Below are 14,425 nucleotides of genomic sequence, written 5' to 3' on the forward strand. Positions count from 1 at the left end.
CACCGGCCCCGCTCCTCAGCCGCTCCGCAAACGCTTCGCGTGCTCCTGGAGGGACCGTACGCCGATGTCGCCGCGGACGATCGCCTGGATGCCCTGTACGGCCGCGGCGAGTCCCTGGACGGTGGTGATGCAGGGGATGGCGCGCAACACCGCGGCGGTGCGGATCTCGTAGCCGTCCAGGCGCGGCCCCGACTGGCCGGGACTGCCGAAGGGGGTGTTGACGATGAGGTCCACCTCCCCGTCCAGGATGCGCCGGACGATGGTCTGCTCGCCCTCGGGGCCGGTCCCCTCGCTGTGCTTGCGCACGATCTTGGCATGGACGCCGTTGCGGCGCAGTACTTCGGCGGTGCCCTCGGTGGCGAGGATCTCGAAGCCGAGGTCGGCGAGGGCCTTCACCGGGAAGATCATCGCGCGTTTGTCACGGTTGGCCACCGAGACGAACGCCCGCCCCTTGGTGGGCAGCGAGCCGTACGCGGCGGCCTGCGACTTGGCGTAGGCGGTGCCGAAGAACTCGTCGATCCCCATGACCTCGCCGGTGGAGCGCATCTCGGGGCTGAGCACGATGTCCACGCCGCGGAAGCGGTTGAACGGCAGCACGGCCTCCTTGACCGCGATGGGCGCGTCCAGCGGCATGGTGCCGCCGTCGCCGGTCGCGGGCAGCAGGCCCTCGGCGCGCAGCTCCGCCACCGTGGCGCCCATCATCACCCTGGCCGCCGCCTTGGCCAGCGGCACCGCCGTGGCCTTGGAGACGAACGGGACCGTACGGCTGGCGCGCGGGTTGGCCTCCAGCACGTACAGGATGTTGGCGGACATGGCGTACTGCACGTTGAGCAGGCCGCGCACGCCCACCCCCCTGGCGATGGCCTCGGTGGCGGCGCGGATGCGCTTGATGTCGTAGCCGCCCAGCGTCATCGGCGGCAGCGAGCACGCCGAGTCGCCGGAGTGGATGCCGGCCTCCTCGATGTGCTCCATCACGCCGCCGAGGTAGAGCTCCTCGCCGTCGAACAGGGCGTCGACGTCGATCTCCACGGCCTCGTCGAGGAACTTGTCCACCAGCACCGGGTGGTCACTGGCCGCGCCCGCCTTGGCCATGTAGGCGACCAGGGTGTCGTCGTCGTAGACGATGGCCATCCCGGCGCCGCCCAGCACGTAGGAGGGGCGCACCAGCACCGGGTAGCCGATCTCGGCGGCGATGGCCAGTGCCTCGTCCTCCGTCACCGCGACACCGTGCTTGGGCGCGGGCAGGCCCGCCTCGGCGAGGACCCTGCCGAACGCGCCTCGCTCCTCGGCGAGGTGGATCGACTCGGGCGAGGTGCCGACGATCGGGACCCCCGCGTCCTTGAGCGCCTGGGCCAGGCCGAGCGGGGTCTGGCCGCCGAGCTGGACGATGACGCCCACCACGGGACCGGTCTGCTGCTCGGCGTGGACGACCTCCAGGACGTCCTCCAGGGTGAGCGGCTCGAAGTAGAGGCGGTCGGAGGTGTCGTAGTCGGTGGAGACCGTCTCGGGGTTGCAGTTGACCATGACGGTCTCGTACCCGGCGGCCGACAGCTCGAAGGAGGCGTGCACGCACGCGTAGTCGAACTCGATGCCCTGGCCGATCCTGTTGGGCCCCGAGCCGAGGATGAGGACCTTGGGACGCTCCCCGTAGGGGACCTCGGTCTCCTCGTCGTAGGTGGAGTACAGGTAGGGGGTCTGGGCGGCGAACTCGGCGGCGCAGGTGTCGACCGTGTTGTAGACCGGGCGGACGCCGAGCGCGTGGCGCAGGTCGCGCACCCGCGGCTCGGTCATGCCGCGCAGCTCGGCGATCTGCGCGTCGCTGAAGCCGTACCGCTTGACCCGGGTCAGCACCTCGGCGGTCAGCTGCGGCGCGTCGCGCAGCTCGGCGGCGACCTCGTCGATCGCGATGAGCTGGTCGAGGAACCAGGGGTCGACGGAGGTGGCCTGCGACAGCTCCTCGATCGTGGCCCCGGCGCGGATGGCCTGCTGCATGGTGAACAGGCGCCCGTCGTGCGGGACGCGGCAGGCGGCCAGGAGCTCGTCCTTGGCGCCCGGCTCCCCGGCCCAGGTGAAGGAGGCGCCCTTCTTCTCCAGCGAGCGCAGCGCCTTCTGCAGGGCCTCGGGGAAGGACCTGCCGATCGCCATGGCCTCGCCCACCGACTTCATGTGGGTGGTCAGGGTCTGGTCGGCCCCGGCGAACTTCTCGAACGCGAACCTCGGCACCTTGACCACGACGTAGTCGAGCGAGGGCTCGAACGACGCCGGGGTCTCCTTGGTGATGTCGTTGGGGATCTCGTCCAGGGTGTAGCCGATGGCCAGCTTGGCGGCGATCTTCGCGATCGGGAAGCCGGTGGCCTTGGAGGCGAGCGCCGAGGAGCGCGAGACGCGGGGGTTCATCTCGATGACGACCATGCGGCCGGTGCGCGGGTCGACGGCGAACTGGATGTTGCAGCCGCCGGTGTCGACGCCGACCTCGCGGATGACCGCGATGGCCACGTCGCGCATGTTCTGGTATTCGCGGTCGGTCAGCGTCAGCGCGGGGGCCACGGTGACGCTGTCACCGGTGTGCACGCCCATCGGGTCGATGTTCTCGATCGAGCAGACGATCACCACGTTGTCGGCCCGGTCGCGCATGACCTCCAGCTCGTACTCCTTCCAGCCGAGGATGGACTCCTCCAGGAGCACCTCGGTGGTCGGCGAGGCGTCGAGGCCCGCCCCGGCGATGCGGCGCAGGCCCTCCTCGTCGTGCGCGAAGCCCGAGCCGACCCCGCCCATGGTGAAGGAGGGCCGCACCACCAGCGGGTAGCCGAGCTCGCCGGCGGCGGCCAGGCACTCGTCCATGCTGTGGCAGACGAACGAGCGCGCCGACTCGGCGTTGAGGCCGCGCTCGGCGGCGACCTTGGCCACGATGCCCTTGAACAGCTCGCGGTTCTCGCCCGCCTGGATGGCGTCGACGTCGGCGCCGATCAGCTCGACCTCGTAGCGCTCCAGGACCCCGGCCTCGTACAGGGAGATCGCGGTGTTCAGCGCGGTCTGCCCGCCCAGGGTGGGCAGCAGCGCGTCGGGCCGCTCCTTGGCGATGATCTTCTCGACGATGTCGGGGGTGATGGGCTCGACGTAGGTGGCGTCGGCGAACTCGGGGTCGGTCATGATCGTCGCCGGGTTGCTGTTGACGAGGATCACGCGGAAGCCCTCGGCGCGCAGCACGCGGCAGGCCTGGGTGCCCGAGTAGTCGAACTCGCAGGCCTGGCCGATCACGATCGGCCCTGAGCCGATCACCATGATCGACTGGATGTCCGTGCGCTTAGGCACCCTTGCTTCCCTCCGTGCTCATGGTCGCGCTCGGCTCCTCGCCGGCTGCGCGGACGACTCGTCCCTCGTCGGCCACTCCGCCCGCTCGTCCCCTCGACCGCTCCGTGCTCATGGTCGCGCTCGGCTCCTCGCCGGCTGCGCGGACGACTCGTCCCTCGTCGGCCACTCCGCCCGCTCGTCCCCTCGACCGCTCCGTGCTCATGGTCGCGCTCGGCTCCTCGCCGGCTGCGCGGACGACTCGTCCCTCGTCGGCCACTCCGCCCGCTCGTCCCCTCGACCGCTCCGTACTCATGGTCGCGCCGGTGTTAGCGCTCACCTCGCTGACCGTTCCCCGCTCGCCCGCCATCAACGCGCAGAAGTCGTCGAACAGGCCGGCCGAGTCGTGCGGGCCCGCCGCGGCCTCGGGGTGGTACTGGACGCTGAACGCCGGGCGGTCCAGCAGCCGCAGCCCCTCGACGCAGTCGTCGTTGAGGTTGACGTGGCTGACCTCCGCCCGCCCGTACGGCGTGTCGAACGCGCCCTCCAGCGGCGCCCGCACGGCGAAGCCGTGGTTGTGCGCGGAGATCTCCACCTTGCCGGTGCCCCGGTGCTGCACCGGCTGGTTGACGCCCCGGTGGCCGTAGCGCAGCTTGTAGGTGCCCAGCCCCAGCGCCCGGCCGAAGAGCTGGTTGCCGAAGCAGATGCCGAAGAACGGCACGCCCGCGTCGAGGACGCCGCGAAGCGCCTCGACCGGGCCGTCGGCGGTGGCGGGGTCGCCCGGCCCGTTGGAGAAGAACACCCCGTCGGGGCCGAGCGCGAGGATCTCCTCGGCGGTGACGGAGGCGGGCAGCACGTGCACCTCGCAGCCGCGCTCGGCCATCCGGTGCGGCGTCATCGCCTTGATGCCGAGATCGACGGCGGCCACGGTGAACCGCTTGGGACCGATCGCGGGCACGACGTACGGCTTGGAGGTGGAGACCTCCCCGGCCAGGTCGGCGCCCTCCATCGCGGGGCTGCCCAGCACTCGCTCCAGCAGCTCCTCGACCGGCGCCAGGGCCTTGCCGGAGAAGACCCCGGCCCGCATCGCCCCCCGCTCCCGCAGGTGGCGGGTGAGGGCGCGGGTGCCGGTGATGGCGATGCCGACGACGCCCTGCTCCTTGAGGTAGTCGTCCAGGGAACGGTTGGAACGCCAGCTGGAGGCCGTCCGGGCGGGCTCGCGGACCACGTATCCGGCCACCCACACCCGCGACGACTCCGGATCCTCGTCGTTGACCCCGGTGTTCCCGATGTGGGGCGCGGTCATCGCGACGATCTGGCGGTGGTACGACGGGTCGGTCAGCGTCTCCTGGTAGCCGGTCATCCCGGTGTTGAAGACCATCTCGCCGAAGGTCTCGCCCTCGGCGCCGTAAGGGATCCCGCGGAAGACGCGCCCGTCTTCCAGCACTAGCACTGCGGTCACTCACACACCCCGATCATCTCGGTTACAGCTCCGCAAAGTATGAAATATCCGGCATGGTGGGTCGTCATCCCTCCGCCCGGCGGGGCGCCTCGGCGCCCCGGGGCGGGAGGAAGGCCCCCGTGTTCCGGGAAGGGAAGGCGGAAGGTGCCCTCCGTGGAGAACGCAGCGAACGCAGCGAACGCAGCGGGCCCGGCGGGCGCGGCGGTCACAGAGGTCACCGCGGTCGCCCGGGGGCGGCGGACGGGAGCCCTCACGTGAGCTTTCCGTCCAGGACGGTCGGCCTGCCGCGCAGGAAGGTCGCCACGACGCGGCCGGGCAGGGTCAGGCCCTCGTAGGGCGTGTTGCGGCTCTTGGAAGCGTAGCCCGCCGGGTCGACCGCGGCACGCACCGACGGGTCGTAGAGGGTGATGTTGGCCGGGGCCCCGGCCTCGATCGGCCGCCCGTGCCCCTGGAGCCTGCCGATCCTGGCCGGGGCGAGGGACATGCGCTCGGCGACGCCGGCCCAGTCGAGCAGTCCGGTGTCCACCATCGCCTCCTGGACCACGGCCAGCGCCGTCTCCAGGCCGATCATGCCCATGGCCGCGGCGGCCCACTCGGTCTCCTTGTCCTCGACCGGGTGCGGGGCGTGGTCGGTGGCCACGCAGTCGATCGTGCCGTCGGCCAGGGCCTCGCGCAGCGCCTCGACGTCCGCGCGGGTGCGCAGCGGCGGGTTCACCTTGTAGATCGGGTTGTAGGAGCCGACCGGCGAGTCCTCGACCAGGTCGTCGGTGAGGAGCAGGTGGTGCGGGGTCACCTCGGCGGTGACGTCCCAGCCCTTGGACTTGGCCCAGCGGATGATCTCCACGGAACCGGCCGTGGAGACGTGGCAGACGTGCAGGCGCGAGCCGACGTGGGCGGCGAGCAGGCAGTCGCGGGCGATGATCGCCTCCTCTGCGACCGCGGGCCACCCGGTCAGGCCCAGCCTGCCGGAGACCGCGCCCTCGTTCATCTGCGCGCCCGCGGTCAGGCGCGGCTCCTGGGCGTGCTGGGCGACGACGCCGTCGAAGGCCTTGACGTACTCCAGGGCGCGGCGCATGAGCACCGCGTCGGAGACGCACTTGCCGTCGTCGGAGAAGACCCGGACCCGCGCGGCGGAGTCGGCCATCGCGCCGAGCTCGGCCAAGCGCTCGCCGCCCAGGCCGACGGTGACGGCGCCGACGGGCTGCACGTCGCAGTGGCCAGCCTCCTGGCCCAGGCGCCAGACCTGCTCGACGACGCCCGCGGTGTCGGCGACCGGCTCGGTGTTGGCCATGGCGTGCACGGCGGTGTAGCCGCCGAGGGCGGCGGCGCGGGTGCCGGTGTCGACGGTCTCGGCGTCCTCGCGGCCCGGCTCGCGCAGGTGGGTGTGCAGGTCGACCAGGCCGGGCAGGGCGATCAGCCCCTCGGCCTCGACGGTCTCGCCGCCGGTCAGCCCCTGGCCGATCTCCACCAGGAGGCCGTCGCGGATCAGGATGTCGGCCGGCTCGCCGCCGAGGATTCTGGCGCCCCTGATGACGATGCCGTCACGCGTGGCCCCGATGCGGTCGTTCATCAGATCTCTCCCCCGAGGTCGGCGCCGCCGAGCAGCAAGTACAGGACGGCCATGCGTGCGGTCACACCGTTGGCGACCTGCTCGACGATCGTCGAGCGCGGCGAGTCGGCCACCTCGGCCGCGATCTCCATGCCCCGGTTCATCGGGCCGGGGTGCATCACGATGGCGTGGTCGGGCATCTTGGCGACGCGGTCGCGGTCGAGCCCGTAACGGCGGCTGTACTCCCGCTCGGTGGGGAAGAACGCCGCGTTCATGCGCTCGCGCTGCACGCGCAGCATCATCACCACGTCGGACTTGGGCAGCACCGCGTCGAGGTCGTACGAGACCTCGCACGGCCAGGAGTCGACCTGGACCGGGAACAGGGTCGGCGGGGCGACCAGGGTCACCTCGGCGCCGAGCGTGGCCAGCAGAAGCACGTTGGAGCGGGCCACCCGGCTGTGCAGCACGTCGCCGACGATGGTGATCTTCCTGCCGTCCAGCGGGCCCAGGCGGCGGCGCATGGTGAAGGCGTCGAGCAGGGCCTGGGTGGGGTGCTCGTGGGTGCCGTCGCCGGCGTTGACGACGCTGCCGCGCACCCAGCCGGCCAGCCGGTGCGGCGCGCCCGAGGCGCCGTGGCGGATCACGACGGCGTCGGCGCCCATCGCCTCCAGGGTGAGCGCGGTGTCCTTGAGCGACTCGCCCTTGGAGACGCTGGAGCCCTTGGCGGAGAAGTTGATGACGTCGGCCGACAGGCGCTTGGCGGCGGCCTCGAAGGAGATCCTGGTCCGGGTGGAGTCCTCGAAGAAGAGGTTCACCACCGTGCGGCCCCGGAGGGTGGGCAGCTTCTTGATGGAACGTTCCGAGATCTTCGCCAGCTCGTCGGCGGTGTCCAGGATGAGCAGGGCGTCGTCGCGGGTCAGGTCGGCCGCGGAGATCAGGTGTCGCTTCACCGGTCCTCCTCCTTCAGCAGCAGGACCGCGTCGCGGCCGTCGTTCTCCTCCAGGTAGACCTTGACGCTCTCGGACTTGGACGTCGGCAGGTTCTTGCCCACGTAGTCGGGGCGGATGGGCAGCTCGCGGTGCCCCCGGTCGACCAGGGTGGCGAGCTGCACGGCCTGCGGGCGGCCCAGGTCGTTGAGGGCGTCGAGGGCGGCGCGGACGGTACGGCCCGAGTAGAGGACGTCGTCGACGAGGACGACCACCCTGCCGTCGATGCCGTCGGCGGGCAGCTCGGTGCGGCCCAGCGCGCGGGCGGGACGCAGCCGGAGGTCGTCGCGGTACATCGTGACGTCGAGGGAGCCGACGGGCACCGAGCGGCCCTCGAACTGCTTGATGTGGGCGGCCAGGCGGCGGGCCAGGTGGACGCCGCGGGTGGGGATGCCCAGGAGAAGGACGTTCTCACCGCCCTTGGTCCGCTCGAGGATCTCGTGGGAGATGCGGATGAGTGCCCGGTTGATGTCGGGCTCCTCAAGGACGGCGCGGGCGTTGCCCTGCGCATGCGGGAGCGAACGCGAAATGGCCTCGGCCACGGAGAAACACCACCTTTCCCGCCTCACGGGACGGGTCTTAAAGGAAGTCAACGCCTTCACGGTACCAGCCGCGTGAAGGCTCGCCCGAACAGGGGTCCGCTCCGCGAACGCCGAAGATCCGGCCCAGCAATCTTCTCAAAAGAGAATAAATATCCCGATCATCGCTGACTTCCCCTTGGTTCTTCCGGGTATGCGCTTTACATCCGCACCAAGGCGGAGCATGACGATCACACCCCGGGCGCGGTCGGCCCGGCGGCCACCGACGGCCGCTGAAGGCCGCCGACGGCCTCTGACGGCCTCGTCACCGGCCGCGCCCGTCACCAGCCGCGAAGGAAGAGAAATGGCCTTTCACGTCGACTCCGAGGTCGGCCGGCTCCACCAGGTCCTGCTGCACCGGCCGGAACTCGCCCTGAAACGGCTCACGCCGTCGAACAAGGACGACTTCCTCTTCGACGACGTGCTGTGGGTGCAGCGCGCCGTGGAGGAGCACGAGGAGTGGCAGAAGCTCCTGGTCGAACAGGGCGTCACCGTCTACATGCTCTCCGACCTGCTCCGCGAGACGGTCGAGATCCCCGAGGCGCGCAAGCACATCCTGGACGGCATCGCCGACGAGCGCTACTTCGGCCCGATGGCCGTCGACGCCATCCGCAACGCGCTGGACTCGATGGACTCCATCGTGCTCCAGCGCTATCTCACCGGCGGCATCACCAAGCGCGAGATGGTGGAGATGGGCACCGACCCCAAGAGCCTCGCCTTCCACACGCTCAAGCCGGACGACTTCGTCCTGCCCCCGCTGCCCAACCACCTGTTCACCCGCGACACCTCCTGCTGGATCTACGACGGCGTCTCGATCAACGCGATGAGGAAGAAGGCCCGCCGCCGCGAGACCGTCAACATGGAGGCGATCTACCGCTACCACCCGGCCTTCGCGCCCGGTTACGACCGGCCGGACGAGGGCGGCTACAACGTCTGGCTGCCGGGCATCCCCATGGCGCCCGCCACCATCGAGGGCGGCGACGTGCTCGTCATCGGCCGCGGCGCGGTGCTGGTGGGGATCAGCGAGCGCACGCAGCCCCAGGCCGTCGAGATGCTCGCGCGGAGCCTGTTCAGGCGAGGGGCGGCGACGAGGATCGTCGCGCTCGACATGCCGAAGGCGCGGGCCTTCATGCACCTGGACACGGTCATGACCAACGTGGACGTCGGCGTCTTCACCAAGTTCGCGGGGCTGGGCATGCTGCCCTCCTACACCGTCGAGCCCGGCGACAACGAGAAGGAGCTCAAGATCACCGACCATCCCCCCGAGGACATGCACCGGGCCATCGCGCGGGCGATCGGGCTGGACGACATCAAGGTCCTCAGCGCGACGCAGGACGTGTACGCCTCCGAGCGGGAACAGTGGGACGACGGCTGCAACGTGCTGGCCCTGCGTCCCGGCGTGGTGGTGGCCTACGAGCGCAACACCACCACCAACAACCACCTGCGCGAGAACGGGATCGAGGTCATCACGATCCGGGGCAGCGAGCTCGGCCGCGGCCGGGGCGGCCCGCGCTGCATGAGCTGCCCGCTCGAACGCGACGGCATCTGACCCCCGACTCCGGCCGCCGCCCGCCGTCCAGGCAGCCCGGCCCGTCCGGAAGGCCCGTCCGGAAGGCCCGTCCGGACGGCTCGGCTCCCGGAAGCCGGGTCCGGCGGGACGTGTGCGGCGGGACGTGTGCGGAAAAGCTCCCTGTACCTCCCGGAGAGTCGGCGCCCCCATGGAAGAGCGGGCCTGGTCCTCCCTCCCGGCAGGGCGGACCGTCACCACGCGGACCGCGGTGGAGGGGAGGAACGGATGGCCTCACCGGCTCGCAGGCTTCTCCGTACCAAGCCCGCCGAGGAGATCGTCGCCGAGGGCGGCCACGGCGAGGGCGGCGAGCTGCGCAGGAGCATGACCCTGTGGCAGCTGACCCTGTTCAGCGTCGGCGCCACCCTCGGCACCGGCATCTTCGTGATCCTCGGCCAGGCCGTGCCCAGGGCGGGCCCCGCGGTGCCGGTCGCCTTCCTGCTGGCCGCGGTCACCGCCCTGTTCTCCGCGCTGTCGTACGCGGAGCTGGCCGGCACGATCCCCGTCTCGGGATCGTCGTACTCCTACGCGTACGCCACCCTGGGCGAGCTGGTGGCGTGGGTGTGCGGCTGGTGCCTGATGCTGGAGTACGCCGTCTCGGTGGCGGCCGTGGCGGTCGGCTGGGGCGAGTACCTCAACGCCTTCCTCCAGGACCTGTTCGGCTGGACGTTCCCGGCGGCCGTCGTCCACTCCCCCGGCGACCGGGGCGGCGTGGTCAACCTGACCGCGATCCTGATCGTCCTGCTCGCCACCTGGCTGCTGCTGCGCGGCGCCTCGGAGAGCGCGGGCGCCAACGCGATCTTCGTGCTCGTCAAGATCGCGGTGCTGGCGTTCTTCTGCGTCGTGGCGTTCACCGCGTTCGACGCGGGCAACCTGGCGCCGTTCGCCCCGATGGGGATCGCCGGCATCACCGCCGCCGCCTCGCAGGTGTTCTTCTCCTACATCGGCTTCGACGCGGCCTCCACCGCCGGGGAGGAGGCCAGGAACCCCAGGCGTGACCTCCCTTTGGCGATCATGCTGTCCCTCGGCGTCGTCACACTCGTCTACGTCCTGGTGGCGCTGGCCGCCGTCGGCGCCATGCCGTGGCAGGACTTCGACCCGCAGAATACCGAGGCGGGCCTGGCCGTGATCGCGAAGCGGGCCGTGGGCGCCACCTGGCCCGGCGTCGTCATCTCCTTCGGCGCGGCCATCGCCATCGCCAGCGTGGTCCTGACCGTGCTGTACGGCCAGACCCGCATCCTGTTCGCCATGGCGCGCGACGGTCTGATTCCGAAGATCTTCGAGAGGGTGAGCCCGCGCCGCCGGGTACCGGTCGCCAACACCCTCATCGTGGCCGCCTTCGTCTCCGTGCTCGCCGGGTTCGTCCCGCTGGGCCGGCTCGCCGAGGCCACCAGCATCGGCACCCTGTTCGCCTTCGCGATCGTCAACACCGGCGTGCTCGTCCTGCGCCGCACCCGACCCGACCTGCCCCGCGGCTTCAGGACACCGTTCTTCCCGATCACGCCGATCCTCGGCGTGATCCTCTGCCTCGTCGTGATGGCCGGCCTGGCCGGCGTCACCTGGCTGGCCTTCGGGATCTGGATGGCGGCCGGCCTGCTCGCCTACTTCCTCTACGGCTACCGCCACTCGCGTCTCAACCGGGGCGTCCGGTGACCGGGGCCGCCGGCCGGCCGTCCGGGGCGGACCTCCGCCCCTGGCCTCGGGGCGGGACGGCCCGGACACGGCGGGCGGAGCCTCCCGGGGCGACGCCCGGACCGGCACACGGGCGCGCCGAGCCTCGCCTCCGGCGGCGCGAAACCGTCGCACCGGGTATTGCCCGCCGCCGCGCCGTTCAAGATCATACGCCCGTCGCCGCACCCGGGGGCGACGCCGTCCCGAATCCCGGAGAAGAGCCGGAAATCATGCGAAAGTCCCGAAAAAACCGGAGGTTTCGCGATGCGGGGTAGGACAAGTGCGGCGTTTGAGGCGGACCCCACCGGACCGGATTCGGCATCTTTTTTCCAATCAGCTTGACCTTAGGCGCCCACAGCTTTACCGTCACTGTCCGTAACCACACCTCGTGGCGTTATCGGGTGAACCCTGACGCATCGGTCACCAAAGGTGCCTACCCCGGGCGCCAACCCGGTGAACGGGGCATAAGTTGCGAGGTAGCACAATCATGTTGAGAGCACTACATAACAGAGCCGGGGGGCCACACCATGCCGTCTGAGTACGCCAAGTCGCTGGGTGCAAGACTCCGCGCCATCCGCACCCAGCAGGGCCTGTCCCTGCACGGGGTGGAAGAGAAGTCCCGCGGGCGCTGGAAGGCGGTCGTCGTTGGCTCCTACGAGCGTGGCGATCGTGCCGTCACCGTGCAGAAGCTTGCCGAACTGGCTGATTTCTACGGAGTGCCGGTCTCGGAGTTGCTGCCGGGAGGGGCCGCTCCGAGCCCCCTGGGCCCGACACCGAAGCTTGTGATCGACCTTGAGCGTCTCGCCCAGCTCCCCAAGGAGAAGGCGGGCGCGCTCGCCCGTTACGCGGCCACCATCCAGAGCCAGCGTGGCGACTACAACGGCAAGGTGCTGTCCATCCGCCAGGAGGACCTCCGCTCCCTCGCCGTGATCTACGACAAGTCCCCCAGCGAGCTCACCGAGGAGCTCATCAGCTGGGGCGTCCTGGACCCGGAGGCGCGCCGAGCCGTCGAGTCCTTCTGACGACCCCTGACCGGTCGTGGGTGCGCCGGAACCGGCGTGCCCACCCCGCAGAGCTTCCCGCTCTCAGTAGAACGTGTCCTTCGTCCCGCCCCGGGCTGACCGCCACTGTGGTAGGAAAAGGCAAACATGCGTTTAGCGAGATGTGGTGGACATGGCCTCGGGAGATGATCGGCTCGATCACTCTCGATCAAGCCGGAAAAGTGGTCTCCGCGCCGTCATGACGTCGCTGGGATCGACCAAGACGCATGCCTTCCTGCGGCTGCTGACCTCGATCGGCACCACCAAGACCCAGGACACCCTGAAACTCCTGCCGTTCGTCGTCATGGCCGTGGTGGCCCTGATCGACTTCGGCTCGGGCCCCACGTCCGGCCTCCTGCCGCTGCTCGCCCTCGGCCCGGCCTTCGCCAGCGTGGCGTGCGGCCTGGCCCGCACCACGGTGGTCGGCGTCGTCGCCCTGCTGCTGTGCTTCGCGCTCGGCGCCTACAACGACATCCTCTGGATGCCCCGCACCGACATCACCCTCATCGCCATCCTCGGCGTCACCATGGCCAGCGTGCTGGCCAGCGCAGGGCGGCTGCGCCACGAACACCAGCTCGCCGACGTGCGCTCGGTGGCCGAGGCCGCCCAGCGGGTGCTGCTGCGCCCGGTGCCCCGCCGCGCGGGACCGGGCATCGGCGTGGCCGTCTCGTACACCTCCGCCACGGCGGAGGCCAGGATCGGCGGCGACCTGTACGAGGTCGTCACCACCCCGCATGGGGTGCGGATCATCGTGGGAGACGTCCAGGGCAAGGGCCTGGAGGCCGTGGAGACGGCCGCCGTGGTGCTCGGGGCCTTCCGGGAGGCGGCCCACGACGAGAAGGCGCTTCAGGGCGTCGTGGCGCGTCTGGAGAACGCCCTGACCCGCGAGCTGTCCGGCGAGCAGTTCGTGACCGCCGTACTGGCCGAGATCAGCGGCGGTTCCACCATCACCGTCATCAACTGCGGCCATCCGGCGCCCATGGTGCTCGACGCCGAGGGCGGGATCTGGTTCGCCGACCCGCCGGACGAGGCGCTCCCGCTGGGCATGAGCGCCCTCAAGGCCAGTGAGCCGCAGCCGCACCACATCCCGTTCGAGCCGGGCGACCAGGTGCTCTTCTACACCGACGGGGTCATCGAGGCGCGCGACGCGGCCGGCGAGTTCTACCCGCTGCTGGAGCGGGCGCACCTGCTGGACGGCGACGACCCCCAGGGCTCGCTGGACGCCCTCCGCGCCGACCTGCTCGACCACGTGGGCAGGCCGCTGAGCGACGACGCCGCCATGCTCCTGCTACGTCACCGCGCCGCCCGCCAGAACTCCACGGCGGCGGCGTCGGAACGGACGGGGTGAGGACGGCCCGGGGCGGGTGGCGTGATGGACAGGCGACGCGAGGGACAGGCGACGCGAAAAACGTCCCCGTACGTCTTCGTGCCGCCCGGGAGGACCGGTGGGCACGGAGACGTACGGGGACGGCGCCGGTGAGCCCGGGCGGCGACCCCGGGTGGGAGGCCGCTCCGGCTCTAACCGGCTAGGGGGACCTGGCCGGGGAGCATGGGCTGGCTCGGCGCGCCGAGCAGCTTCTCCACGGCGGTGACGAAACGCTCCGCCTCGGAGATGAGCTCCTCGGCGTCTCGCGAGGACACCGTGCGGGTCAGGCCCGCCTCGGCGGCGGCCCGCTTGGCCGCGCTCGTCTCGAAGTAGGGTGCCCACTCGGCCAGGCGGGGCTCGGCCTCGGGCAGCATTTCCCAGGCGCTGCGCAGCCTGCGCCTCCTGCGGCCCTCCATGGGACGGGGACGGGCCGCCAGGACGGCAGCGGCCGCCCTGAGCGCGGCGAGGTGGGCCGCGACGTAACGCGCGGCGGAAGTCCGGGCGGCGGCGGCCTCTTCGAGGCAGTCGCGCGCGTCTGAGAGGTGCGCCCGCACCGTGGGGGACAACCGGGGCCCACCGGAATCGCTGAGCCGAGGGGTCATAGTGCTTCAGCCTCCTTGGTCGCAAGCGGCTCCGGCGTTTTCGCCGGTGGTATCACACTCGCAGACCCCACCGACAAATCCACCGGACGGCCGGACGAGGAGCTTCCCCTCTCCCCGCCCGTCCTGACCTGGCCCGATCGTCTCCGCCGACGACGTGGACCGGATCGGCCGCCCTCGGACACGAGCCGCGAGCCCCGTGTCATCACATCGAACATAAATTCGATCACTAATACTGTCAAGTAAAACGACGAACAAAAGTTCGATCTTCGGGTGTGTGAGGACACATGCGGGCCCGGGGAGATCGGTGCGTGAGGGC

At 70.8% G+C, this 14,425-nt stretch carries 9 protein-coding genes and 1 pseudogene; 4 read left to right on the forward strand and 6 right to left on the reverse strand.

The genetic code is table 11. The annotated features are described in order from the left end of the window. Positions 1-15: 15 nt before the first annotated feature. The 5 genes and pseudogenes from carB to pyrR all read right to left on the reverse strand — a co-directional run bounded on the left by carB (position 16) and on the right by pyrR (position 7,827). Positions 16-3,312, reverse strand: coding sequence for a carbamoyl-phosphate synthase large subunit (gene carB, locus ACTOQ1_RS06465; RefSeq protein WP_440065153.1), 3,297 nt, complete (start codon positions 3,310-3,312; stop codon positions 16-18). Positions 3,313-3,646: 334 nt separating this feature from the next. Further along, positions 3,647-4,750, reverse strand: a pseudogene (gene carA / locus ACTOQ1_RS06470) (glutamine-hydrolyzing carbamoyl-phosphate synthase small subunit); the annotation flags it as partial. 250 nt (positions 4,751-5,000) lie between these two features. Continuing rightward, positions 5,001-6,320: a dihydroorotase gene (locus ACTOQ1_RS06475; protein WP_440065154.1), complete on the reverse strand. Its 1,320-nt coding sequence runs from the start codon at positions 6,318-6,320 to the stop codon at positions 5,001-5,003. Beyond that, positions 6,320-7,249, reverse strand: coding sequence for an aspartate carbamoyltransferase catalytic subunit (locus ACTOQ1_RS06480; RefSeq protein WP_344749604.1), 930 nt, complete (start codon positions 7,247-7,249; stop codon positions 6,320-6,322). Before ACTOQ1_RS06480 ends, ACTOQ1_RS06475 begins: the two co-directional genes overlap by 1 nt. Beyond that, positions 7,246-7,827, reverse strand: coding sequence for a bifunctional pyr operon transcriptional regulator/uracil phosphoribosyltransferase PyrR (pyrR, locus tag ACTOQ1_RS06485; protein WP_440065156.1), 582 nt, complete (start codon positions 7,825-7,827; stop codon positions 7,246-7,248). Before pyrR ends, ACTOQ1_RS06480 begins: the two co-directional genes overlap by 4 nt. Before the next feature lie 340 nt (positions 7,828-8,167). On the opposite strand from pyrR, the gene ACTOQ1_RS06490 reads away from it, so the two are divergent. The 4 genes from ACTOQ1_RS06490 (at position 8,168) to ACTOQ1_RS06505 (ending at position 13,489) form a co-directional block, all read left to right on the forward strand. Then, a complete protein-coding gene (locus tag ACTOQ1_RS06490) occupies positions 8,168-9,412 on the forward strand; it encodes an arginine deiminase (protein ID WP_440065157.1) in 1,245 nt (414 codons plus the stop codon). Between the two features lie 246 nt (positions 9,413-9,658). Continuing rightward, a complete protein-coding gene (locus ACTOQ1_RS06495; protein WP_440065158.1) occupies positions 9,659-11,083 on the forward strand; it encodes an amino acid permease in 1,425 nt (474 codons plus the stop codon). Between the two features lie 545 nt (positions 11,084-11,628). Next, positions 11,629-12,123, forward strand: coding sequence for a transcriptional regulator BldD (gene bldD / locus ACTOQ1_RS06500; RefSeq protein ID WP_329424589.1), 495 nt, complete (start codon positions 11,629-11,631; stop codon positions 12,121-12,123). Between the two features lie 217 nt (positions 12,124-12,340). Further along, complete coding sequence (locus ACTOQ1_RS06505) at positions 12,341-13,489, forward strand: PP2C family protein-serine/threonine phosphatase (protein WP_440065159.1); 1,149 nt, start codon at positions 12,341-12,343, stop codon at positions 13,487-13,489. A gap of 170 nt (positions 13,490-13,659) precedes the next feature. Here ACTOQ1_RS06505 and ACTOQ1_RS06510 read toward each other — a convergent pair whose 3' ends face one another. Then, entirely contained in the window at positions 13,660-14,109 is a 450-nt protein-coding gene (locus ACTOQ1_RS06510) for an SAV_6107 family HEPN domain-containing protein (protein WP_440065160.1), read from the reverse strand. Positions 14,110-14,425 lie beyond the last annotated feature (316 nt).

It is taken from the genome of Streptosporangium sp. OZ121 (assembly GCF_051918885.1).
Lineage (GTDB): Bacteria > Actinomycetota > Actinomycetes > Streptosporangiales > Streptosporangiaceae > Streptosporangium.

Bases quoted from the DNA above. Each gene is read 5' to 3' on its own strand.
- ACTOQ1_RS06475 (WP_440065154.1), bottom strand. From the start codon at position 6,320: ATGAACGACCGCATCGGGGCCACGCGTGACGGCATCGTCATCAGGGGC.
- ACTOQ1_RS06490 (WP_440065157.1), top strand. From the start codon at position 8,168: ATGGCCTTTCACGTCGACTCCGAGGTCGGCCGGCTCCACCAGGTCCTG.
- ACTOQ1_RS06495 (WP_440065158.1), top strand. From the start codon at position 9,659: ATGGCCTCACCGGCTCGCAGGCTTCTCCGTACCAAGCCCGCCGAGGAG.
- bldD (WP_329424589.1), top strand. From the start codon at position 11,629: ATGCCGTCTGAGTACGCCAAGTCGCTGGGTGCAAGACTCCGCGCCATC.
- ACTOQ1_RS06505 (WP_440065159.1), top strand. From the start codon at position 12,341: ATGACGTCGCTGGGATCGACCAAGACGCATGCCTTCCTGCGGCTGCTG.
- ACTOQ1_RS06510 (WP_440065160.1), bottom strand. From the start codon at position 14,109: ATGACCCCTCGGCTCAGCGATTCCGGTGGGCCCCGGTTGTCCCCCACG.